The sequence below is a fragment of the Marinobacter sp. 3-2 genome (genome assembly GCF_003751355.1).
Classification (GTDB): domain Bacteria; phylum Pseudomonadota; class Gammaproteobacteria; order Pseudomonadales; family Oleiphilaceae; genus Marinobacter; species Marinobacter adhaerens.
This window is the reverse complement of the sequence record NZ_RJUQ01000013.1, coordinates 1,044,771-1,068,580: the sequence shown is the minus strand read 5'-3', so window position 1 is coordinate 1,068,580 and position 23,810 is coordinate 1,044,771. Positions and strand designations below refer to the sequence as shown.

General features: G+C 59.0%; 19 protein-coding genes. 15 read left to right on the top strand and 4 right to left on the bottom strand.

The genetic code is table 11. The features are described from left to right. Nucleotides 1-144 precede the first annotated feature (144 nt). The 3 genes from rpiA (at nucleotide 145) to ppa (ending at nucleotide 3,113) form a co-directional block, all read left to right on the top strand. A complete protein-coding gene (rpiA, locus tag EDB94_RS12145) occupies nucleotides 145-825 on the top strand; it encodes a ribose-5-phosphate isomerase RpiA (RefSeq protein WP_053113131.1) in 681 nt (226 codons plus the stop codon). A 146-nt stretch (nucleotides 826-971) separates the two neighbouring features. Continuing rightward, the gene (locus EDB94_RS12140) at nucleotides 972-2,111 is read left to right on the top strand and encodes an acyl-CoA dehydrogenase family protein (RefSeq protein WP_108018491.1); all 1,140 of its coding nucleotides are present in this window, start codon (nucleotides 972-974) and stop codon (nucleotides 2,109-2,111) included. Between the two features lie 474 nt (nucleotides 2,112-2,585). After that, on the top strand, nucleotides 2,586-3,113 hold the full coding sequence (gene ppa, locus EDB94_RS12135) for an inorganic diphosphatase (protein WP_008170949.1): 528 nt from the start codon (nucleotides 2,586-2,588) through the stop codon (nucleotides 3,111-3,113). Nucleotides 3,114-3,196: 83 nt separating this feature from the next. Here ppa and EDB94_RS12130 read toward each other — a convergent pair whose 3' ends face one another. Beyond that, nucleotides 3,197-4,249 carry a DUF2333 family protein gene (locus tag EDB94_RS12130; RefSeq protein ID WP_014578424.1) on the bottom strand — a complete coding sequence of 351 codons (1,053 nt, stop codon included), beginning with the start codon at nucleotides 4,247-4,249 and terminating at the stop codon, nucleotides 3,197-3,199. 7 nt (nucleotides 4,250-4,256) lie between these two features. Beyond that, a complete protein-coding gene (locus EDB94_RS12125; protein ID WP_108018490.1) occupies nucleotides 4,257-6,257 on the bottom strand; it encodes an EAL domain-containing protein in 2,001 nt (666 codons plus the stop codon). 198 nt (nucleotides 6,258-6,455) lie between these two features. Between EDB94_RS12125 and EDB94_RS12120 the strand changes: the two genes are divergently transcribed. The 12 genes from EDB94_RS12120 to EDB94_RS12065 all read left to right on the top strand — a co-directional run bounded on the left by EDB94_RS12120 (nucleotide 6,456) and on the right by EDB94_RS12065 (nucleotide 20,405). Continuing rightward, a complete protein-coding gene (locus EDB94_RS12120) occupies nucleotides 6,456-8,069 on the top strand; it encodes a diguanylate cyclase (protein ID WP_108018489.1) in 1,614 nt (537 codons plus the stop codon). Between the two features lie 315 nt (nucleotides 8,070-8,384). Then, nucleotides 8,385-8,825 (top strand): type II 3-dehydroquinate dehydratase, encoded by a 441-nt coding sequence (gene aroQ / locus EDB94_RS12115; protein ID WP_041645657.1) that lies wholly within the window; start codon nucleotides 8,385-8,387, stop codon nucleotides 8,823-8,825. A 27-nt stretch (nucleotides 8,826-8,852) separates the two neighbouring features. Beyond that, the gene (accB, locus tag EDB94_RS12110) at nucleotides 8,853-9,320 is read left to right on the top strand and encodes an acetyl-CoA carboxylase biotin carboxyl carrier protein (RefSeq protein ID WP_008170940.1); all 468 of its coding nucleotides are present in this window, start codon (nucleotides 8,853-8,855) and stop codon (nucleotides 9,318-9,320) included. An 18-nt stretch (nucleotides 9,321-9,338) separates the two neighbouring features. Next, complete coding sequence (gene accC / locus EDB94_RS12105; RefSeq protein ID WP_014578428.1) at nucleotides 9,339-10,685, top strand: acetyl-CoA carboxylase biotin carboxylase subunit; 1,347 nt, start codon at nucleotides 9,339-9,341, stop codon at nucleotides 10,683-10,685. Nucleotides 10,686-10,687: 2 nt separating this feature from the next. Continuing rightward, nucleotides 10,688-11,584 carry a 50S ribosomal protein L11 methyltransferase gene (gene prmA / locus EDB94_RS12100; protein WP_108018488.1) on the top strand — a complete coding sequence of 299 codons (897 nt, stop codon included), beginning with the start codon at nucleotides 10,688-10,690 and terminating at the stop codon, nucleotides 11,582-11,584. A 61-nt stretch (nucleotides 11,585-11,645) separates the two neighbouring features. Beyond that, a complete protein-coding gene (locus tag EDB94_RS12095; protein WP_108018487.1) occupies nucleotides 11,646-12,902 on the top strand; it encodes a DUF3426 domain-containing protein in 1,257 nt (418 codons plus the stop codon). A gap of 224 nt (nucleotides 12,903-13,126) precedes the next feature. Then, on the top strand, nucleotides 13,127-14,125 hold the full coding sequence (gene dusB / locus EDB94_RS12090; RefSeq protein ID WP_014578431.1) for a tRNA dihydrouridine synthase DusB: 999 nt from the start codon (nucleotides 13,127-13,129) through the stop codon (nucleotides 14,123-14,125). Next, nucleotides 14,122-14,439, top strand: coding sequence for a DNA-binding transcriptional regulator Fis (fis, locus tag EDB94_RS12085; protein ID WP_008170934.1), 318 nt, complete (start codon nucleotides 14,122-14,124; stop codon nucleotides 14,437-14,439). The genes dusB and fis overlap by 4 nt, the downstream gene beginning before the upstream one ends. A 349-nt stretch (nucleotides 14,440-14,788) precedes the next feature. Beyond that, nucleotides 14,789-16,369 (top strand): bifunctional phosphoribosylaminoimidazolecarboxamide formyltransferase/IMP cyclohydrolase, encoded by a 1,581-nt coding sequence (gene purH, locus EDB94_RS12080; RefSeq protein ID WP_014578433.1) that lies wholly within the window; start codon nucleotides 14,789-14,791, stop codon nucleotides 16,367-16,369. 12 nt (nucleotides 16,370-16,381) lie between these two features. Continuing rightward, complete coding sequence (gene purD / locus EDB94_RS12075; RefSeq protein ID WP_108018486.1) at nucleotides 16,382-17,668, top strand: phosphoribosylamine--glycine ligase; 1,287 nt, start codon at nucleotides 16,382-16,384, stop codon at nucleotides 17,666-17,668. Between the two features lie 115 nt (nucleotides 17,669-17,783). Further along, nucleotides 17,784-18,722, top strand: a complete 939-nt coding sequence (locus tag EDB94_RS12070; protein WP_108018485.1) for an alpha/beta fold hydrolase — start codon at nucleotides 17,784-17,786, stop codon at nucleotides 18,720-18,722. A gap of 108 nt (nucleotides 18,723-18,830) precedes the next feature. Beyond that, nucleotides 18,831-20,405, top strand: a complete 1,575-nt coding sequence (locus EDB94_RS12065) for a cation:proton antiporter family protein (RefSeq protein ID WP_062786158.1) — start codon at nucleotides 18,831-18,833, stop codon at nucleotides 20,403-20,405. A 25-nt stretch (nucleotides 20,406-20,430) separates the two neighbouring features. Here the strand turns inward: EDB94_RS12065 and senA are convergent, their stop codons facing one another. Beyond that, on the bottom strand, nucleotides 20,431-21,798 hold the full coding sequence (senA, locus tag EDB94_RS12060; protein ID WP_181259032.1) for a selenoneine synthase SenA: 1,368 nt from the start codon (nucleotides 21,796-21,798) through the stop codon (nucleotides 20,431-20,433). Between the two features lie 69 nt (nucleotides 21,799-21,867). Beyond that, nucleotides 21,868-23,682 carry an SLC13 family permease gene (locus EDB94_RS12055; protein ID WP_108018579.1) on the bottom strand — a complete coding sequence of 605 codons (1,815 nt, stop codon included), beginning with the start codon at nucleotides 23,680-23,682 and terminating at the stop codon, nucleotides 21,868-21,870. Between the last annotated feature and the right edge of the window lie 128 nt (nucleotides 23,683-23,810).

Sequence of the window (23,810 nt, the reverse complement as noted above, 5' to 3'; positions counted from 1 at the left end):
CCGGCTTTTGGTCGATGTGTGAGTGATGACTGGCTGAGAAAAACCCACAGTGTAGAAAGTTTGCACGGCAGCCGTCTATAAGCAGAGGGCTCTTAAGCGCTATAATGCCGGCAAAGCCAACCTGATTTGCAGCCGGAGCCAATGATGAACCAGGACGAACTGAAAAAAGCCGTCGCCAAAGCCGCCATTGATTACATTGCTCCTCGTCTTGATAGCGAGAGCGTGATCGGTGTGGGCACTGGTAGCACGGCCAATTTCTTCATCGACATGCTCGCGGAACTCAAGACCGAGTTTGACGGCGCCGTTGCCAGCTCAGAGGCCACCGCCGAGCGTCTGAAAAGCCACGGCATCCCGGTTTACGACCTTAACAGTGCCGGAGAACTGGAGTTCTACGTGGACGGCGCTGACGAAACCAACGACCGCCTGGAACTGATCAAAGGCGGCGGTGCCGCGCTGACCCGGGAAAAAATCGTGGCCGCGGTTGCCAAGACCTTCATCTGCATTGCCGATGACTCCAAGATGGTCGGCGTATTGGGCAAATTCCCGCTTCCGGTAGAAGTCATCCCCATGGCCAGGAGCCATGTTGGCCGGGAAATCGTGAAACTGGGCGGTGACCCGGTCTATCGGGAAGGGGTAGTGACCGATAACGGCAACATTATCATCGACGTCCACAACATGGACATTTCCCAACCGATCCGGGTCGAAGAAAAGCTCAACAACATCGTCGGCGTGGTCACCAATGGCCTGTTCGCCCGCCGCCGCGCTGATCTCCTGCTGCTGGGAACCAAGGACGGCGTGAAAAGCATCTCCAGCGAAGGCGCCTGACCGGCTTCTGTCGCTCCTCGATGTCGAAGCTGGCCTTTTGGGCCAGCTTTTTTATTGCCTGAATGAACGAACAACCAAGCGCTTGCTTGGTAATTATATTTAGGCGACACTGCTTCCCATTGATTCCGATCAGGGAGAGCCAGACCGTGTCCGAATACTTCAACGAAACCCATCAGCAGGTCCGCGCGACCGCCCGCAAGTTCATCGAAACCCACGTATTGCCGCACATCGACGACTGGGAAGAAGCGGGTGAATTTCCCCGGGATCTCTACAAAAAAGCCGGGGATGCAGGTTTGTTGGGCATTGGCTTTCCGGAAGCATTGGGGGGCATCGGGGAAGGCGACATTTTCCTGAAAGTAGCCGTTTCTGAAGAGCTTATGCGCTCCACATCAGGCGGCCTCGTCGCTGGCCTGGGGTCTCTGGATATCGGGCTGCCGCCAGTCGCCAGATGGGCAAAAAAGGACATCCGTGAACAGATCGTGCCGCCGGTGCTGCGGGGCGAAAAAATTGCCGCCCTGGCAGTGACAGAACCCGGCGGAGGTTCCGATGTCGCCAACCTCAAAACCCGGGCCGTCCGCGACGGCGACCATTACATTGTAAACGGCAGCAAAACCTTCATCACCAGCGGCATGCGCGCCGACCACTACACCGTGGCCGTGCGCACCGGCGGCGAGGGCCACGGCGGTATCAGCCTGTTGTTGATCAACCGGGACATGCCCGGATTCTCCACCGGCAAGAAACTGCGAAAAATGGGCTGGTGGGCCAGCGATACCGCCGAGCTGTTTTTCGAGGACTGCCGCGTGCCTGCCGACCGCCTGATCGGCGCCGAAAACGCCGGCTTCATCGCCATCATGAGCAATTTCCTGTTCGAGCGTCTCAGCCTTGCCATCATGGCCTACATGACCGCCCAACTGGCCTACGAAGCGGCGCTGGAATACACCCAACAACGCACGGCGTTCGGCCGCAATATCACGGGCTTCCAGGTGACCCGCCACAAGCTTGTGGATATGGCGACCCAGATCGACGTGGCCCGGGAATACACCTACCGCTGCGCCGCCCTGATGCAGGCGGGCAAAAACCCCATCAAGGAAGTGGCGATGGCCAAGAACTTCTCGGTGGATGTCTGCGAAAAAGTCACCCGTGAAGCGGTGCAGCTGTTCGGTGGCATGGGGTACATGCGGGAAACCGTCGTCGAGCGCCTCTATCGTGACGCCAAGATTCTCTCCATCGGCGGCGGCACCACCGAGATCATGAAGGAACTCATTGCCAAGCAGATCAAGCTCTGAGCTGTGGGTTCCGCGTTCGCCCTCTTGTCCTGACCCAGCCTGCTGGGTTTTGGTGGCGGGGCATGTCAGTGGCTGTTCCAAAACACGCTACGAGCACATCCATGTGCGCTTGTTTCGGGCCATCCATGGCCCTCTACAGTTTTGGAACAGCCACTGACGCGCCCCGTTCGAACACTTTGCAATCCTCGTGTTGAATATTGCGTTCTTTGTTTCGGGTTTACTTCAACGGTTTTCCTCAAAGGTTCGGGCGGGTATCTGGCGGGGCTTTCCGAAAACGTGGAGCGCCAGGGATGGCGCGACCGAGCCCTACAGGGACGTATTCACGGGCGTTTTTCGGAAAGCCCCGCCAGATAGCCGCGTGCACCCAACTCAACGACCAAGGTTTAGTTTCGAACTGCAGGATACTCCCGTATAATTGCGCCCACTTTTTAACCGCAGTTAAACGTACCTTTAACGTACCAGGAAGGATCGCACATGCAATTCGACAACATCCCCGCAGGCAAGAACCCGCCTGAAGACATCTACGTTGCTATCGAAATCCCGGCCAACAGCTCCCCGGTGAAGTACGAACTGGACAAAGACATGGGCGCCCTACTGGTAGACCGCTTCATGGCGACCCCTATGTTCTACCCGGCCAACTACGGTTTCATCCCGCACACCCTGGCCGACGACGGTGACCCCCTGGACGTACTGGTTGTCACCCCCTACCCGATCCAGGCCGGTTCCGTGATTCGCTGCCGCCCGGTGGGTGTGCTGAACATGGAAGACGAAGCCGGTGGCGACGCCAAGCTGGTTGCAGTTCCCCATGACAAGCTGACCACCACTTACCATGACGTGAAGGAAATTGACGATCTGCCCGAGCTGCTGCGCGACCAGATCAAGCATTTCTTCGAGAACTACAAGACGCTCGAGCCCGGCAAGTGGGTAAAAGTGCAAGGCTGGGACAACGCCGACGCCGCCAGAAAAGCCATCGTGGATTCCGTGAACGCCTACAAAGGCTAAGCCGGACTCTTCTTGGTTTAATGGCATAAAAAAACCGGGCTTCGCGCCCGGTTTTTTTGTTTCTGGATCGAACTCTCCTGTCATCAACCCCGGGACAACAGATCCCGCATGTCACTGATCGCCGAGTTGGCGCGGGAAAGGTAGGCGGCCATGGTCAGCGAGTGGTTGGCCAGTACGCCAAAGCCGCTGCCATTGAGAATCACCGGGCTCCACATTTCGCCCTGGGCGCCCTCAAGCTCGATGATCACCTGCCGTACGCTGGCCATGGCATTCTTGTCCTGTAGCACTTTCCGGAAATCCACTTCAATTGCCCGGAAGATGTGCAGAAGCGCCCAGGAGCTGCCGCGGGCCTCATAGAAAACGTCATCAATCTTGGTCCAGGGTGTCTTCACATCTTCTCCGGTCGCTTCCTCAGCAAGAGGATCACCGGAATTCATGGTGATCACCGAATCTGATACCGATGCCTTGCCGACACTCTCACCAAGGGTACGGGACAGACTCCCCAAGCGAGTCTCCAGGTCTGCCAACCAGTTACTCAGGTTATCCGCTCGAGCAAAAAACTGGGCGTCGGCCTGTTCCGGGCTCGACAGCCGGTCAAGGTAACGCTTCAGAGCGGTAATACCCCGACGGTACTCGGCCTCGGTAGACGGGATTGCCCAGCTCTCGCTGTCGAAATGGAACTGGGGCTCAGCGATCGTCAGATCCCGATCTTCCGCAGACTGGCTTTGCGAGCGGCTGATGTCTTTGCGCATGGCGCGCGAAAGATCCCGAAGCTGAACCAGAACGCCGTACTCCCAGTTCGGCATGTTATCCAGCCAGAGTCCAGGCGGGAAAATGTCGTTGGAAATATAGCCACCAGGCTTGTCTAACAGGGTTTCTGCGATACGAATCATGGTGACCGTGGTGGCAAAGCCGGTAATGGGCTCCCTTTCCATGGTGTTGGCCACCGACCTCGTGTGCTCGCGCACCGAGAAGGTGTCCGGCTCGCTGCTCCAGATCATGCCGAGCACCAGCGCCACCAGTAGGTAGACCACAACCAACGCCAGAATCAGTTTGCCAATTACGCCGCTGCCGCCGGCATAATCCTGAACATCGTCTTTCTTGTCCTTGAAGTACTGTCTGATTTTGCCTGGCATATGACTTTTAATCCCCTGTCTGTTGATTGTCAGCGGCAAACGGCCTGCCCAGATGGTAACCCATGGCCCCGTCGATACCCAGTTTACAGAGTACCGAGTATTCCGCGGCAGTTTCCACTCCTGTGGCGAAGACTTTCACGCCACGACTGTGAGCGATGGCCACCACAGACTCAAGGTAGAAGCGGTTATCTTCATGGGTGTCGATATTGTGGATGAAGCTGTTGTCGATACGCAGGGCCTGAAACCTCAGATTTCTCAGGTAACTGAACGGTACGCCTCCCACCCCGAAGCGGTCGACCAGGACCGGAATACCGAGTCGCCCCAACGCCCGGACCAGTAGGCCCACCGCTGTCCGGTGGTGATGAATGGCCTGTTCTGAAATACCGACCCAGAGATTCCGTGCCGGCGAACCAGCCTGCCGCAGCTGGTCCAGCAAATCCGTGCGAAATGCCTCGCTGGCCACGGAGGCATTGCCAAGCGAGACCGCCAGCGGCTGATCCGGGCTCTGTTTCAGACGATCGAGCACCCGCTGGACCAGCAGACGATCAAGTTCCGAGATCAGCCCGAAACGCTCAGCCATTGGTACAAAAGTGCCTGCCTTCAAGGCCCCTTCGGCGGAATCGATCCGGGAAAACACCTGATGATAGACCGGCATGAGCCGGCCCTCGTTAACCATGGGCTGGAGCCACAGCGACAGGGCCTGCCGGCGGATCGCCTGACTGATAATCACCCGCCAGGTTTCGAGGTTGTGATGGCCGTCTTTCTCAGGGTCAGCCAGATGGCAGCCACTCTCGGCCCTGCTCTGGGCAGCGCGCAATGCTTCGTCCGCTGCCGCCATTAGATCCCGGGCACCACGCCCCTCAAGGGTTCTCGCCAGCCCGGCATGAACAGAGGTGTCCATCGGCGAAGCAAGATCTGCATAGACCCCATCGAGGTCCGTGACCAGCTGACGACACCAGACACCGGCATCAGCCGGCATCGCACCGGGCAGAAAAATGGCAAATTCGGCGCCCGTTCGGCGCCCGGCAAACGACCCGGCATGCTGCATGACGAATTCGCCAATCCAGGTTGCTACCCGCAGCAGCAACCGGTCGGCCTCGCTCCGGCCATAGGCCTGGTTATATCCCGAAAAGTCGGCCAGTTGAATCAGCATGAGAATTCCGGGTGCCGCCTTTTCCTCGGACTCCACCTCCACCTTCAGGCGCTGGTCGAAGGCACTCCGGCTGGCCAGCCCGGTGACCGAATCCTCGTTGTTTACCCGGCGCAGGTGCTGAATGAGTTTCGCCTGGCCTTCGAAGAGCTGGCCGAGGTCATCCGCCATCCGGTTCATGGCGTCGGTCACCTGATTGATCTCGCGGGTCGACTTGATAGAGACCCGCCTCCTGAAATCCCGCTGCCCGAGTGCCTTTGCCTGATCCTCCAGTGCATGAAGCGGGCGCAGGGTACGACGAAGCAGAAGGAAAACCGCAAACAGTCCAATCCCCCCGATGACGGCAGTACTGGCAGTCAACCCGACGGTGATTCGCCAGAGGTCCTCATAGGCGCGACCGGGATGGCTGATTACCTGCACGGTTCCCAGACGGCTCCAGCCACGGACGACTTCTGCCTCGGCAACTGGTAGCGGAAGATCTGCGAGGTCGCGGAACCAGGCGGGAACAGCCACTTTATTGAGCGTCATGGCCCTACCGGCAACCTGCTCGCCCTGATGATCCAGATAGCTGACTGACAGGTAGCGGCCACTATCAAAAACCGCATCAATGAGGGAGGCGGAGGCGACCGGATCGCGGCCGTCGATGGCATTGGACAGGGACAACCCGATGGCCGTGGCCCCGTCACGGGCATGACCTGCCAGCTGATCCGAGACATAGTCCCGGAAATAACCGTAGCTGGTGATAAACACCGCAACCAACAGGGTAACCAGCAGACTTCCGGTCAACACCAGAAGCAGGGTTCGCAATGTGACCGCACCCTGTTGCGTCTGCTTCAGGGGGATGTGCTTCCGTGCCATGGGGAGCTTCTCCGCATTGGCTGTGAGCCAGCCGGCCAGGTGTTTGTGACCTGCACCGCAGAGTTGACAAACATTTACATAGCGCAACCTACGCCGACAACATTAAACACTATAGACTCTGCAAAAGGACTAAGGTTGAAAAATCGTCCACACCGGGAAAGGACGACCAATAATGAAAAAGAGACAGGCCCGAGCAACATGAATGACGAAAGCCAGAAAGAAAAACTCAGGCAGCATTTCGCACGCCGTGTGACAACCCAGGCCCGGGTTGTTCTGGATACCTGGCAGAAAATTCACGAGGACCGGGACAAGGCTTCGGCCCACCGCAACGAGTTCGCCGCGGCTACGGACAAACTGGTGCGCTACGCCCAGCGGTTTGAAATGGACAGCCACGCCCGGGCCGGTCAGACCACGCTGGCGCTGATCAACCAGTGGGAACCCGGATCTGCCCTGAACGAGAGCCTCGAGCGACAACTGCAGGATGCCATCGAGACCTTGTCCCAGAGCACTCTGCGCAGGACCGACCTCAACAGTTCTGAAGCGCCCCACCAATTTCGTCGAACCCCGGTTTACATTGCCCTGGCCAACCAGGAAATGGCAGCCCGCCTGATCCGGCAGCTGGAATTCTTCGGCTTCCGGGCATCCGCTTTTGCCAATGCCGATGAACTGACCGAAGCCTGCGCACTGCACAAGCCGGAAACCATCCTGGTAGACGTCAATTTCGGCGGCTCGCCCAATGCCGGCATTACCATCATCGAACGCCTGCAGGAACGACACGATACGCCGATTCCGATTATTTTCATGAGTGACGAGGACGGTTCTATCGAGACCCGTCTGCAGGCTTCCCGCTGCGGCGGGGAAGAGTTCTTCTACCCTGCTGTCGACCCGGGGCAGCTGATCGAAAAGATCGAGACCTACACCCACGGCAACACCGTGGAGCCCTACAAGGTCCTGGTGCTGGATGATTCCCGGGCCCAGGCAAAATATATGGAAACGGTGTTGAAGAAAGCGGGTATGACCGCCCACATCATCACCGACCCGATGCAGATCATCCACGCCCTGGAGGAGTTCTCGCCGGAGATCATCATCCTGGACATGTATATGCCGGGCTGTACGGGCATGGAAATCGCCCGGGTGATCCGCCAGCAGGACCGTTTTCACAGCGTGCCCATCATTTACCTCTCGGCCGAGGAAGACGTGACGAAACAGCTCCATGCCATGAGCCTGGGCGGCGACGACTTCCTGACCAAACCGATCGACCCGAAACACCTGATTGCCACGATCCACAACCGCGGGCGACGTGCCCGCTCGTTGCTGGCCCTGATGATTCGCGACAGCCTGACGGGCCTGTTCAACCACACCCACACCCTCCACCTGCTGGACCAGGAGATCGTGCGGGCGCGCCAGAAACAACAGCCGCTGTGCTTTGCGATGATCGACATCGACTATTTCAAGAAGGTGAACGACACCTTTGGCCACCCGATCGGCGACCGGGTGCTGCGCAGCCTGTCGATGTTCCTCAAACAACGCCTGCGCAAGACCGACCACATCGGCCGCTACGGTGGTGAGGAATTTGCCATCATCCTGCCCAACACCCGCCCGAGCGATGCCCGGAACGTTCTCAATGAAATCCGGGAGCGGTTCTCCGAGTTGCAGCAACCGGCCGGCGACCGGGAATTCAATGTCACCTTCAGTTGTGGCATCGCAGCCTGGGACGACAACACCTCCCAGGCACTTTGCGAGCGGGCCGACCGTGCGCTCTACAGCTCCAAGGAGCTTGGCCGCAACTGCGTAACCCTGGCCGATTCCTGAATCCGGGCCGTGCCGCGGCCCGAATCCCTCCCCCAGACTTTTCAGACAATTTTCGGTCGGGCATGGCTCAGTCACTGCCCGGCTGCTACCTTTTATGAAACCAACGTCGTATGGAAGTTCGTTCCGCCGTTCACGACAATGATTGTCATCAGCGGAAAGATCCCGTTTCGATTCATTTGCCGTCTTTTTACGACCAATGGACAACAGGAACGATTGTCAAAAAGTGTTGATCTGAACAAAACAAGCACGCACCATTGGGGGAACATGCCGTTAAAATCGGCGATCCTGTAAAAAGACATCAAGGCAGACAGAACCATGTCGACAATTCTCGTGCTCCACGGACCCAACCTCAACATGCTCGGTACCCGCGAGCCGGAGGTCTATGGTTACGAGACACTGGCGGACATCGACGACCGGTTGCGCTCACTGGCGGCAGAGCAGGGGCATCATCTGCTGCACCTGCAATCAAATGCCGAATACGAACTGATTGAGCGGGTTCACGAGGCCCGGGCGGAAGGCGTGGACTTCATCATCATAAACCCCGCCGCCTTCACCCATACCAGCGTTGCCCTGCGCGACGCCATGCTGGCCTCGGGAATTCCATTTATAGAAGTGCATCTTTCGAACGTGCATGCCCGGGAACCGTTCCGGCATCACTCCTATTTCTCGGATATCGCCGAAGGCGTTATCTGTGGGCTGGGTAGCCAGGGGTACGACCTCGCACTCCAGGCAGCCCTGAAACGCATTCACCGATAGACCTGACAAAACGGGACTGGACTGACTATGGATATTCGTAAAATCAAGAAACTGATCGAGCTGCTCGAGGAATCTGACGTCGAGGAGCTGGAGATTCACGAGGCCGACGATTCGGTACGCATCTCCCGCCGGCGTGAACCAGCTGCCGGCACCCAGTACGTGAGCCACTACCCGGCGCCAGCGCCTGCCCAGCAGCCAGCTCCGGCGCCGGCAGCGTCCGCTCCGGCCTCGGAAGAGTCCTCTGCGCCAGCGGCCCCGGCCGGACACAGCGTGAAGTCTCCCATGGTAGGCACTTTCTATCGCTCACCCTCGCCCACCGCCAAGGCGTTTGTGGAAGTTGGCCAGACCGTCAATGTGGGTGATGTCATCTGCATCGTGGAAGCTATGAAGATGATGAACCAGATTGAGGCCGACAAGAGCGGCACCATCCAGGACATCCTGGTCGAGAATGGCCAGCCGGTTGAGTTTGACCAGCCCCTGGTCGTCATTTCCTGAACGCGGTGATAGCTACTCATGGCCATGTTAGAAAAAGTTCTGATCGCAAACCGGGGTGAAATTGCCCTCCGGATTCTGCGCGCCTGCAAGGAGCTGGGCATCAAGACCGTGGCAGTGCATTCCCAGGTCGATCGCGACCTGATGCACGTACGGCTTGCCGACGAGTCTGTCTGTATTGGCCCTAACAGCGCGACCGACAGCTACCTGAACATCCCTACCATCATCAGCGCCGCCGAGGTAACCGATTCCGTGGGTATTCACCCCGGCTACGGCTTCCTTGCCGAGAATGCCGATTTTGCCGAGCAGGTGGAAAAGAGCGGGTTTCGCTTTATCGGTCCCAAGGCCGAAACCATCCGGCTGATGGGCAACAAGGTGTCCGCCATCAACGCGATGATCAAGGCCGGCGTTCCGACCGTGCCGGGCTCCGATGGCCCGCTGGACGACGATGAGGAGCGGACCCTGAGGATTGCCAAGGAAATCGGCTACCCCGTCATGATCAAGGCGGCTTCCGGCGGCGGCGGCCGCGGGATGCAGGTGGTCCATTCTGAAGCGGCCCTGCTAAAGGGTGTCCAGATCACCCAGAGCGAGGCCAAGAATGCCTTCGGCGACCCGACGGTTTACCTCGAGAAGTTCCTGGAAGCCCCGCGTCACGTGGAAGTGCAGGTACTTGCCGACATGCACGGCAACTGCATTCACCTGGGCGATCGCGACTGTTCCATGCAGCGCCGGAACCAGAAGGTGATAGAGGAAGCTCCGGCTCCGAACATCAATCCGGAATCCCGGGAACGCACCCTGAAAGCCTGTACCGATGCCTGTAAGGAAATCGGTTATGTGGGCGCTGGTACGTTCGAGTTCCTGTATCAGGACGGCGAGTTCTATTTCATCGAAATGAACACCCGTGTCCAGGTAGAACATCCGGTCTCCGAGATGGTCACCGGTGTTGATATCGTCCGCGAACAGCTCCGCATTGCCAGCGGCCTGCCGCTGCAATACACCCAGGACGACATCCGGATTTCCGGCCACGCCATGGAGTGCCGGATCAACGCCGAGGATCCGAAAACCTTTATCCCCAGCCCCGGCAAGGTTAAACACTTCCATGCCCCGGGCGGTAATGGTGTGCGGGTGGATTCTCACCTGTACAGCGGTTACACGGTTCCCCCCTACTACGATTCCCTGGTGGCCAAACTGATCACCTGGGGCGACGACAGGGACATTGCCCGGCGCCGGATGAAGAACGCGCTGGACGAACTGGTGGTCGAGGGCATCAAGACCAATCAACCGCTGCATCGGAAACTGGTACGCGATGGTGGCTTTAAACAGGTAGACTTCACCATCCACTACCTTGAGAAACTGATGCGGGATTAATCATGCCCTGGATACAACTCCAGATCCCGGCTGATCCGGACAACGCGGATCAGCTGGAGGATCTGCTCATGGAGATGGGCTCTGACGCCGTCTCCATGGAAGATGCCGCCGACCAGCCCCTCTATGAGCCGGACCCCGGCACTACACCTTTATGGAGCCAGACAACGGTGACCGGGCTGTTCGATTCCGGCCGGGATATCGAGCAGCTCTGCGCCGACATCCGGGATGCCTGGCACCAGCAAACCCAGCAGGCCCTTCCGGAAATCGACGTCACTCTGGTTGAGGACAAGGATTGGGAACGGGCCTGGATGGACGATTTCCAGCCCCTGAAATTCGGCGAGCGGCTCTGGATCGTCCCGAGCTGGCATGACGCACCTTACCCGGATGCGGCGAATCTGATGCTGGACCCCGGTCTGGCCTTCGGTACCGGCACCCATCCAACGACCGCCCTCTGCCTCGAATGGCTTGATGGCCAGGATCCCCATGGCAAGCAGGTGATCGATTACGGCTGTGGCTCCGGCATTCTCGGCCTTGCGGCCCTGCTCCTTGGCGCAGACCATGTGATTGGTGTCGATACCGATCCGCAGGCCCTCGAAGCCAGCCGGGAAAACGCCCGCCGCAACGGTGTCGAAGACAGCAAGCTAGACCTGTTCCTGCCAGACAACGAGCCGGAGACCAAAGCCGACATCATGCTTGCCAACATCCTGGCCCAGCCCCTGATCGGCCTTGCTCCCCATCTTGCCTCGCGGACCAGGCCCGGCGGCGATCTGGTGCTGTCCGGCATCCTGTCTAACCAGGCCCGGGAAGTAATGGCCGCCTATGAGCCATGGTTCGTCATGGACGAGCCCGAGCAGCGGGAAGAGTGGATACGCCTCACAGGACGGCGCCACGACAGATGACGAAACCGGTCTTAACGACTAAACTCCGAAACTCGTAGCCTAGTCGCTTTCAGGAAGAAGCATGACCCAGAGCAGCCTGCAGACACAGTGCCCGAATTGCCAGACCCGCTTCCGGGTAACCGAAGAACAGCTTGGCATTGCCAAGGGCAAAGTGCGCTGCGGGAACTGCATGAAGGTGTTCAATGCCATTGAGCACCAGGTTATCCCAAGCGGTGGCGAGAAACCACGAACTCCCGCCACCCCGGCACAACCCGCAGGTGCATCATCGCCTGCCGGCTCTACCTCCGGCTCCGGCGTCAGCGAGGAGGATTTTGTCTTCGCCGATAACCCGGAAGAAGATGCGGCGGAAGGGCCTTACGCCGGCACCAAGCTGACCTTCTCCGATGACGAGTTAAGCGATAGTTTCCGCAGCTTTGATGAGCGCGACGAAACAGATTACAAAGACGCTGACACCGACAGCCCCGATGAGCAAGTCGATGAGAGCTGGGCCGAAGCCATTCTTCAGGATGACGAGCCAGCATCCCAAAAACCTTCTGCCCCCCAGCGCCCCGAGCCTGCCCCCGAACCGGAACCTGAAGACATCTCTCCCGAACCGGAGCCGAGGCCAGCACCTCGCCCTGAGCTGAGCCTGGAGGAAGAACCGGTGTTTGAGCAGACCGGAACACCCTCTTCCGCGGCGACCGGGCCGGCCAAGGATTCTGATCCGTTCGATGACTTTGTGGACGAATCCGGTTTCGATTTTGATGAGCCGGAGCGACCGGCCGACGCGTTCCATGCCGACCCGCCCTTCCGGGATCTACGCCGGGAGCCGGTTGCTGTCGATTCCGGTGGAAGTGGCGTCCGCACGATCGTGTGGAGCGTGATTGTACTGGGCCTGATCGGTGTTCTGATCGCCCAGGTAACCTGGTTCCAGTTCGATCGACTGTCGGCCATCCCCGAGCTGCGCCCCTTCTATGAGAAAGGCTGTGAACTGGCCGGCTGCGAACTTAAACCGCTGATCAATGTGGAAGCTATCCAGAGCCGGAAACTGGTGGTGCGGACCGATCCCGATAATCGCTCGCAGCTGGTGGTCGATGCCGTGATCATTAACCGGGCCGACTTCGAGCAACCCTTTCCCGCCATTGCCCTCACCTTTTCCAACCTGAATGGCGATGTGGTGGCACAGAGTCTGTTCACGCCCGAGGAGTACCTGGCCGGCGAAGGTCGGGAGCTGGACGCCATGCCCACGGATACCCCCGTTCGCATTGCCATCAACATTCGGGATCCGGGCCGTGACGCGGTGAATTACAACATCCTCTTCCGCCCCCACGCACCCTGATGCCGTAAGCAAGTATTCACTCGACAGCCATTCCCGACGGCCATCGTACAGAACAAAAGTCAACCAGAAAGGGCGAAAAATAATCAGTTTTTTCACCGCCCAGCCCCTTCAATCATGGTCCACCCGGCGGTATCATTACCGCCCTTCGGATGCTGGATCGGTTACTTATTGAACAACCGCTCAGCCCGACCTTTGCTTAACCCGCTGTGACACGGACTCAGATCATGCTGCCAACGGCAAAAATCGGGCCGTACACTTTGCCCAACCCCTTGATTGTTGCGCCCATGGCTGGCGTGACAGACCGCCCTTTCCGTCTTTTGTGCCGGAGGTTGGGCGCGGGTCTGGCGGTGTCGGAGATGGTCATAGCGGACAGCAAACTCTGGCATACGCGCAAATCACAGACCCGCCTGAACCATGAAGGCGAGCCTGAGCCCCGCTCGGTGCAGATTGCCGGCGGCGATCCGCAAATGCTGGCCGATGCCGCCCGTCAGAATGCGGAATTCGGCGCCCAGATCATCGACATTAATATGGGCTGCCCGGCCAAGAAGGTCTGTAACAAGGCCGCCGGTTCCGCCCTGATGAAAGATGAAGCCCTGGTTCGCGACATTCTGGAGTCGGTGGTTCAGGCGGTTGATGTCCCAGTCACCCTCAAGATGCGAACCGGATGGGACAGGGACAACCGCAATGCACTGGTTATTGCCCGAATGGCGGAGGATGCCGGCATTCAGGCAGTGGCCATTCACGGTCGGACCCGTGCGGACAAATACGAGGGCAATGCCGAGTACGACACCATCGCCGATGTGAAATCCCGCATCAGCATTCCGGTGTTTGCCAACGGGGATGTTACATCGCCTGAAAAAGCCCGGGACGTCCTTCGCCATACCGGCGCCGACGGCCTGCTGATTGGCCGCGCTGCCCAGGGCAGCCCCTGGATTTTCCGGGAAATCCGGCATTTCCTGGAAACCGGTAGCCACATGGCCGCACCGGAGCTTGATGAGGTCGAGGAAATTCTGACCGAGCATCTCCAGGCGTTGCATGCTTTCTATGGTGAGACCATGGGCGTGCGTATTGCCAGAAAACACGTGGGCTGGTACCTGCAGTCCCACGATCCGGGTAAACAGTTCCGCAAACGCTTCAACGCCATCGACGATGCGCTGGAGCAGAGAGACACGATTCAACGGTATTTTGCAGGCTTACGAAATGGAGAGGTATTCGCAGCATGAGCGCTGAGACTTTGGCAAACGACAACCTGAGCACCCCGGCCAACGATGATATCCATCAGTTGCAGACGGTGAACAGCAGCGGCAACACCGTCACCCTGCGCGACAGTGTTGAGGTCGCCCTGAAAAACTACTTCGCCCAACTGGACGGCGCTCCGGTGACCGAGGTCTACCAGCTGGTGCTTTCCGAAGTGGAAGCTCCGCTGCTTGAACAGGTGATGAAATACACCCGCAACAACCAGACCAAGGCCTCCACCATGCTGGGCCTGAACCGCGGGACCCTGCGCAAGAAGCTGAAGCAGTACGGTCTGCTATAATCCAGACACCCTGATTTAAGGAGCCTCTGAACAACTTCTCAATCACCTCTGGCCTTCAGAGCCAATTACAGTCAAGACGCGACTTTGCAGCAATGTCGGGACATTGCAAAAAGTCGCAACACAGAGTGTAAATGGCCCTGAAGGCCCCGAAGGGCGCGCTCTGAGGGCCGCATCTGCGACGTTGCGACTCTTGCCAAGGACTACGGCCATTGCCGGCGAGCCGCGCCTTGCATCTGCAGCCTTCAGAGCACGCAGAGGGGATTGAGAAGTTGTTCAGAGGCTCCCTGGGGCCTCCCGGACACTATTCGCGAGGCCCTTATTCGTTCATCTCCAGCGAAGAAAGTGACCCATGGCAAACCAGGCTAACACCTCCGTCCGTCGCGCCCTGATCAGCGTGAGTGATAAAACCGGCATCGTCGATTTCGGCCGTGCCCTGACCGAACGCGGCGTTGAGCTGCTCTCCACCGGTGGCACCTACCGTCTCCTGAAAGAAAACAGCATCCCGGTAACCGAAGTCTCCGACTACACCGGCTTTCCCGAGATGATGGATGGCCGGGTAAAAACCCTGCACCCGAAGATCCATGGCGGGATTCTCGGGCGCCGGGGCACTGACGATGCGGTGATGTCCGAGCATGGCATTAGCCCTATCGATATGGTTGTGGTCAATCTCTACCCCTTCGAGGAGACCGTTGCAAAGCCGGACTGTGATCTGGCGACCGCCATCGAGAACATTGATATCGGTGGTCCTACCATGGTTCGCGCTGCCGCCAAGAACCACAACGACGTCGCCATCGTGGTCAACGCCAGTGATTACAGCCGGGTCCTGAAAGAACTGGAAGCCAACGATGGCCAACTGAGCTACAGCACCCGGTTCGATCTGGCCGTAAAAGCGTTTGAGCACACCGCTGGCTACGATGGCGCCATCGCCAACTATCTGGGCGGCCGCACGCCGGATAACGACAACGCTGATTTCCCACGCACCTTCAACGCCCAGTACGTGAAGGTCCAGGACATGCGTTATGGCGAAAACCCGCATCAGCGCGCCGCATTCTACGCCGAGCGCAACCCCAAGGAAGCCTGCGTGGCCACGGCCAAACAGCTTCAGGGCAAGGAGCTCAGCTACAACAACGTGGCCGATACCGATGCCGCCCTGGAATGCGTGAAGCCTTTCGCGGATCCGGCCTGCGTAATCGTCAAACATGCCAATCCCTGTGGTGTGGCGATCGGCGCCGATATCCGTCAGGCCTACGACCTGGCGTTCGCCACGGACCCCACATCGGCTTTTGGTGGCATCATCGCCTTCAACCGTGAGCTGGATGCGGAAACTGCCAAAGCCATCATTGATCGCCAGTTTGTGGAAGTGATCATCGCGCCTACCGTTGCTCCGGAAGCAGTGGAACTGGTAGCCGCCAAGAAGAACGTGCGTCTGCTCGCCTGCGGCGAGTTTGACGGCGACCGTGCCCGTTCCATGGATTACAAGCGCGTGACCGGTGGTCTGCTCGTTCAGGACAGGGACCTGGGCATGGTGGCCATGGAGGACGTCAAGGTGGTCACTGAGCGCCAGCCCTCCGAGCAGGAACTCAACGACCTGTTGTTTGCCTGGGAAGTGGCTAAATACGTCAAATCCAACGCCATTGTCTATGCCAAGGCGGGTCGCACCATCGGTGTCGGCGCTGGCCAGATGAGCCGTGTTTACAGCGCGAAGATTGCCGGTATCAAGGCCGCCGACGAGGGCCTGGAAGTGAAAGGATCGGTCATGGCGTCCGATGCCTTCTTCCCGTTCCGCGACGGCATTGACGCTGCGGCGGCGGCTGGTATCACCGCTGTCATCCAGCCTGGTGGCTCCATGCGCGATCAGGAAGTGATTGATGCGGCCAACGAACACGGCATCGCCATGGTCTTCACCGGCATGCGCCACTTCCGGCACTGAGGGGTTATCACCATGAATATTCTCGTTATTGGCTCCGGCGGCCGCGAACACGCCCTGGCCTGGAAAGCCGCGCAATCCCCCAAGGCAGACCGTGTTTTTGTGGCGCCTGGCAACGCCGGCACGGCACGGGAAACCGGCCTGGAAAATGTCGACATCGACGTGATGGACCTGGACGGCCTCGCCAACTTCGCCGCCACCAACCACGTTGGGCTTACCATCGTCGGCCCGGAAGCGCCGCTGGTCGCAGGCATAGTCGACAAATTTGAACAGCGTGGCCTGAGGGTTTTCGGCCCGAGTGCCGGCGCTGCCCAGCTCGAAGGCTCCAAGGCTTTCACCAAGGATTTTCTGGCGCGCCACAAAATCCCGACAGCCGGCTACGGCAACTTCACTGATGTGGGCGAAGCCCTGGCCTATGTTCGCCAGCAGGGCGCTCCAATCGTCGTCAAAGCCGATGGCCTGGCTGCCGGCAAAGGCGTGATCGTTGCCATGACCCTGGAAGAAGCCGAAGATGCAATCCGCGACATGCTGGCCGGGAACGCGTTTGGTGATGCCGGTAGCCGTGTCGTCATCGAAGAGTTTCTGGAAGGCGAAGAAGCCAGCTTTATCGTGATGGTGGACGGCGAGAACGTTCTGGCCATGGCCACCTCCCAGGATCACAAACGCGTGGGCGACGGCGACACCGGTCTCAATACCGGTGGCATGGGCGCCTACTCGCCGGCCCCGGTGGTGACCGCAGATGTTCATCAGCGCATCATGGATGAAGTAATCTATCCGACCGTGCGCGGCATGGCGGCCGAGGGCCATCCCTACAAGGGTTTCCTCTACGCCGGCCTGATGATTGACAACAGCGGCACGCCCAAGGTGATCGAGTTCAACTGCCGTTTTGGCGACCCGGAAACGCAGCCGATCATGCTGCGGATGAAGTCGGACCTTGTAGAACTCTGCGACGCGGCCATCGACGGCAAGCTGAACCAGTGCGATTCCGAATGGGATGACCGAGCCTCCGTCGGTATCGTGCTGGCTGCCGGTGGTTACCCGGGCAGCTATAACAAGGGCGACGCCATTTCCGGTCTGCCGGACACCGAGACCGAAGGCGAGAAGGTGTTTCACGCCGGTACCCGTCTCAACGGCGACCAGGTGGTTACCAACGGCGGTCGGGTGCTCTGCGCCACGGCGCTTGGCAATACCGTTACCGAAGCCCAGAAACGGGCCTACGAGCTGGCCTCCAAGATCCAGTGGGATGGCGCGTTCTACCGCAAGGACATCGCTTTCCGTGCCATTGCCCGGGAGCAGTCCTGACGCCTGGCCTGAACCAGTCCTCGAAAACGCAGCCCGGTCATTGACCGGGCTTTTTTATGGAGTAATGTAAACGCCTCGCAACGGATGCCGATGAGCCGCCCGACAGGAGCCCCAGATGCAACGCTCTCTATCACTGAACCTTGTTTTCATTCTGACTGCCTCACTGCTTCTGAGCGCCTGCTCACGCCAGGGCATTTACGAGACAGCCATCGGGCTTGAGCGGTCCTCCGCCGGCCTGGAAGCGGATACCGTGATGGTTGATGACCTCGAGATCGCCTATCTGAGAAATCATCAGGCGGTAGATGGAGACACCATCGTGATGATCCATGGCTTCGGGGCCAACAAGGACAACTGGACCCGCCTGGCCGGCCACCTGACCGACGACTTCAACGTCTACGCGATCGATTTGCCGGGGCATGGCGAGAGCAGCAAGCCGCTGGACATCGGCTATCGCCTGGAAGACCAGGCCGGCTACGTTGCCCGGATTATGGAGACGCTGTCGGTCGGGAACGCCCACATCATGGGCAACTCCATGGGTGGTGCGATTACAGCTCTGTACGCCGCCAGTTACCCGGAAAGAGTCAAGTCAGCGGTATTGTTCGATCCGGCCGGCATTCTGGAATACGAGAGCGAGCTGGTGGATCTGGTGATGGATGGCGACAATCCACTGATCCCGAAGCAGCCTGGTGATTTTGAACGACTCATGGATTTTGCGTTGGAGAAAAAGCCTTTCGTGCCCTGGCCGATCATGGGTGTGATGGAGGAGCGCGCCATCGCCAACCGGGACGTCAACGAAGTTATTTTTGCAGCCATTCGTGATGCCGGCTTCGAGTCGGACTTCCGCAATGCCATTACCCGTATCCAGACCCCGGTCCTGATCATTTGGGGCAAGGAAGACCGGGTGATCAACTACCGGAACGGCGAGGTGTTCGCAGCAGCCATTCCGGATGCCAGACTGGAACTGATGGAAGGCATCGGCCACGCACCGATGGTGGAGGCTCCGGAAGAATCCGCAGAGCTGTTCCGGGCGTTTATCGGGCAACCGGTCAGGTGAGTCTCAATTAAGGAATACGCCAGCATTCCACCTTCAGCGACTACAAGGGCACGGCAAAACAGGGTAGCCTAGCAACCATTGTGCTTTCGACATCTGAACTGATACCCCATGCCTGAAGCGATCTGGATTACCTTTGCCTTCGGCCTTGGCCTGCTGGTCAAGCTCGTTGGCCTCCCCCCTCTTGTTGGCTATCTGGCTGCCGGCTTTGTGCTAAGTGGCATTGCCGAGGCGACCGGCGTCGTGATTGAGGCGACCGACGTTCTCCAGCACATCGCGCACCTTGGCGTACTCCTCTTGCTGTTCACTGTGGGGCTCAAGCTGAAGCTCCGATCCATCGTCAGTCCGGAAGTGATTGGCGGCAGTCTTCTGCACTTTGGCATCACCTGCGCGGTATTTACCCCCGGTGTCTACCTGCTGATGGACCTCGATTGGTCGACCGCGCTGATGCTGGCCATCGCCTTGTCATTCTCGAGCACGGTGCTGGCCGCCAAGGTTCTTGAATCCAAACGGGAACTACGGGCGTTCCATGGACGGGTCGCCATCGGCATCCTGATCATGCAGGACCTTATCGCCCTGGTTGTCATGAGCCTGGCCGCCGGTAAAACGCCCTCCGAATGGGCCCTGATTGTATTCGGGCTTCCCCTGCTTCGCCCTCTGCTGTTCCGGTTGCTCGATGCCAGCGGCCACGACGAACTGCTGGTGCTCCTGGGACTGCTTCTGGCGCTCGTTGTCGGCGGGCTTGGCTTTGAGGCCGTCGGCCTCAGTTCGGAGCTCGGAGCCCTGGTTTTCGGTGCCATGCTGGCCAATCACCCCCGGTCACAGGAACTCTCAAAGTCGCTCTGGAGTGTCAAGGAAGTGTTCCTGGTGGGTTTCTTCCTACAGATTGGCATTGGCGGTCTGCCCGACGGGGATGCGCTCATTTTCGCAATCATTGCGGGGCTGGTGCTGCCACTGAAAGGCATCCTGTTCTTCTTCCTGCTGCTGGCCTTCCGTTTACGGGCCCGCAGCGGCTTCCTGAGCGCCCTGGCACTGACCAACTACAGCGAATTCGGCCTGATTGTGGCAAGCGTTGCCTTGCCGGAGTGGTTGGTACCTCTGGCAATTTCGGTGTCGCTGTCGTTCCTGGTTTCTGCCCCGATCAACCGGTTTGCGCACGGCCTTTATGAACGTTACTCCCAGGATCTCAGCCGCTTTGAAGGCAGCAAACATCATCCCGATGAACAACCGATTTCCCTCGGGGATACCCGCGTCCTGATCATGGGCATGGGGCGGACAGGGACCGCAGCCTACGACTGGCTCTGCGAGGATCAGCCCAAACTGATGGGGCTGGATTCCGACCCTGCGAAAGCCAGTCAACACCAGAAAGAAGGTCGCAACGTGGTTTTTGCTGATGCCGAGGATGCGTCCTTCTGGAACGGGTTGCACATGCCTGCAGTGCAGTCGGTGATCCTGGCAATGGGTGACATAGAAGGCAAACTGATCGCCGCCCGAATGCTGCGCAAACTGGGTTTCAAGGGTTTTATCGTGGCCCACACCATGTATGAAGATGAGGCAAAACAGATCCGGGAAGCCGGGGCCGATGAAGCCTACCTGACCATGAGTGAAACCGGCGTGGCCCTTGCCAGTCATCTGATCGATAAAAAGCCCGCCAAACCATCCCTGGTTGTCGGCAAACCTGATTAACTGTATCGGCGATTACAGTCGACGTTCAGGGCTTTTCGAGCGCGCAGGTTCGAAAACCAGTGTATGCGTCGTTCCGAAGCGGGAGATAGGCCTGCCGATAGGTACCCCGGATAAGGCAGGATGACGTTGCACAACTGCCCCCCTTGGTGACTTTGTGATCGCCGAACTGCAGGGTGGACATGAAAGGGTACATATCCACCTTGAAACCGTCATAAGGCAGAAACTGATCGCTGGTCCACTCCCAGACCGTGCCAGTCATCTGCCGGCAGCCGAACGGACTGTCACCCGCAGGAAAGTCGAACACCGGGTTCTGCGCCATGGCGCGCCCGTTGAGATCCGCCAGCTGTTCGGTCGGCGCCGAGTTGCCCCAGGGAAAACGCCGGAAGGGCTGGCCCGGGCGATTGCCCAGAGCCGCCACTTCCCACTCGTATTCCGTTGGCAGCCGACGCCCGGCCCAACGGCACCAGGCCTCCGCCTCCCAGAACGTCACGTGAGTGACCGGTGCATCCGGATTGAGCGGCTGCCAGCGATCGAACACCCGCTCCTGCCACTGCTCATCATGCCAGCGCCAGTAAAGCGGGTGGCGGGGCGCCCGTAAAAGAGGCTCGTCACTGCCGTGAACCAGGGCAACATCGGTTTCGGTCTGGAGCCATTTCCGCCCGCCAAAAGACCAGAGCTCTGGCCGCCGATAGCCACCGTCTTCCACAAACTGCATAAATTCCCGGTTGCTGACCAGGCATTTTGAAATTGCGAACGATTCCAGCGTCACGGTAAACCATGGCTTTTCATTGTCGAAGGCAAAATCGTCACTGGCGTACTGCCCGGACTCACCCGGCATCCCGATCAACCACTCTCCTGCCGGAACATAGGCGTCTGCCTGATGCGAGTCACCTGGCGCCGGTCGGTAAAAATCAGTACCCGGCGGAGCCGGGTAGCCGACGGTCTGACGGCACCAGATCATAGACTCGATGTGCATGTTCTGGTGGTAGATTGCATAGCGGTAGAGGTAACGGGCCTGGTCGGTTAACGGTTGCTTCTCAATCCGCTCGGCCACTCGATCATAGATGAGATTGAAATAGTCGAGGGTTTTCTGCCGCCCGGGAAACGACTCCCGGTTCCATCGATCCCGGTGTTCGATGTGGAACGAATCCCACAGGTCGTCCATGGCAGGATCATGGCTCGGTGTGCCATCCAGCAGGTTGAAGACGAAGACTTCGTAAAAGAAGGCCGCATGCCCCATTTCCCAGAGCGGTGGATTGACGCCCGGATGGTAGGGAACGTCCAGCGCGGTCTCGGGAAGAGAACACACGAGAGTCTCGGTTCGCTTCCTTGTCCATTCAAGCTGCTCCAGCAATTCCGACTTTGCCAGATCGATTTGCTCAATCACTGTCATCGTGCCAGTCACCCATCAAAACAGACGAGTAACAGCATAACAGAGAGTACAGACACCGGTTAAACGGCGTCACGCCCAGACCGCCAGAATGACCGGCACAGCTACCACGGTCACGAGGAGAGACAGCGGCAGCCCCAGCCGCCAGTAGTCTCCAAAGCGATAACCTCCGGGCTCCATAACCAGAGCATTGGATTGATGCCCTACCGGGGTCAGAAAGGCGCAGGAGGCGCCAACCGCCACCGCCATCAACATGGCATCGGCGGCAATGCCAAGCTGCCCGGAAAGACTCAAAGCAATCGGCGCAACCAGGATGGCCGCTGCCGCGTTGTTCACAACGTTCGACAGCAGCATTGTGCCAGTGAGGACAATGGTAACAACCACCCAGGCATCGCCTCCGGAACCCAGCATCAGCATCCAGGACGCGATCAATTCTGCCCCACCGGTAGTCTCGAGGGCCTGCCCCACAGGAATCATGGCGGCCAGCAGCACGATAACGGGCCAGTCAATCGCCCGGTAGGCTTCCTGGTTGCTGAGAACCTTGCTGAGAACCATGACCACGGCGCAGGCGACCAGCGCGACGGGGGGCGATAACCAGCCAACCACAATCAATGCTATGGCGGCGATAAAAAGGCCGCCAGCCAGAAGGGAGTTGCGCTCCCTGCCAAACCGGAGACCCCGCTCGGCCAGGGGCAGGCAGCCGAGCCCCTGAAGCGTGACACGCAAGGTTTCCTCCTCGCCCTGGATCAGAAGGATGTCGCCGGCCTGAAACCGAATATCACCCAGACGTCGCTGCAACCGTTGACCCTGACGCGCAATCGCAACGATGTTGAGACCGTTCTGCTCGCGAAGATTGAGCCTGTTGGCGGTTTTTCCGATCAGCCCCGATTCCGGCGTGATGACCGCTTCGATCAAACGCACGTCGCCCTCGGACAGGGACTTTTCGCCCGGCTTTCCCGACTCTGTTTCGTCCTGATCGGACGCTTCTGAAGAGGCCTCCTCCACACTCGCCAACTCGAGCCCGGTGCTGTCCAGAAAGTCCTGCAAGGCATCGGTATCCGCTTCCACCAGGAGCAGATCGTCGCCGCGCAGGACGGAGAACGTAGAGGGAGCCAGCGACCGCTTGTCATCCCGGATAAGCGCCAGAACCACGACGTCCTTCTCGGCATCCGCGCGCGTCAGAAGCCCATGAAGGGTTGCCCCGACGTGGGAGGAATCCTCCGGCACCCGAAGCTCGGTAACATAGTCGCCCACACTGAACAGCTTGCCACCGTTGTCGGGTTTACCCCGTCGCGGCGTCAGCCGCCACCCGACCAGCGTGATAAAGCCGATGCCTGCCAACGTAATAGCAAGGCCCACCGGTGCGAAGTCAAACATGCCGAAAGAACCAGCTTCCCGATAACTGGCAATGATGATGTTCGGAGGCGTGCCAATCAGTGTCATGGTTCCCCCGAGCAGGGAACCAAATGCCAGGGGCATCAGCAGCAGCGAGGGCGACCGCCCGGTTTCCCTGGACATCCAGACCGCCACCGGCATCAACAGTGCGAGTGCACCAACGTTGTTGATAAACCCCGAGCAAAGGGCCACCACCGAAGTCAGCATCAGCACCTGCAGCGTGGGCCGGTGCCCGACCTTTCCAAGCAGCCTGGCCAGGCGGTCAACCACACCGCCGTTGACCAGCCCCTGGCTGATCACCAGAACCGCCGCCACCGTGACAACCGCGGGATGGCCAAAGCCGTCGAACAGTTGATCCACAGGCACGATCCCGGCAATCGAGACAGCAAGAAGCGCGATCAGGGCGACCAGATCGAACCGGATTCGGTTCCAGACGAATAGCACCAGGGCGATACCCAGTATCGAAAAAACAATGGCCTGATCCGTGTTCAACACCTTCCCTCCGGTTGGCACCGAGCTTGTTTCTCTTCAGGTTACAGTATCGAACACATCACGAGCGATACACCAAATATCCTCGCCTCAACGAAAAAACCCCGCCGAGGCGGGGTTTTTGTGGCTTC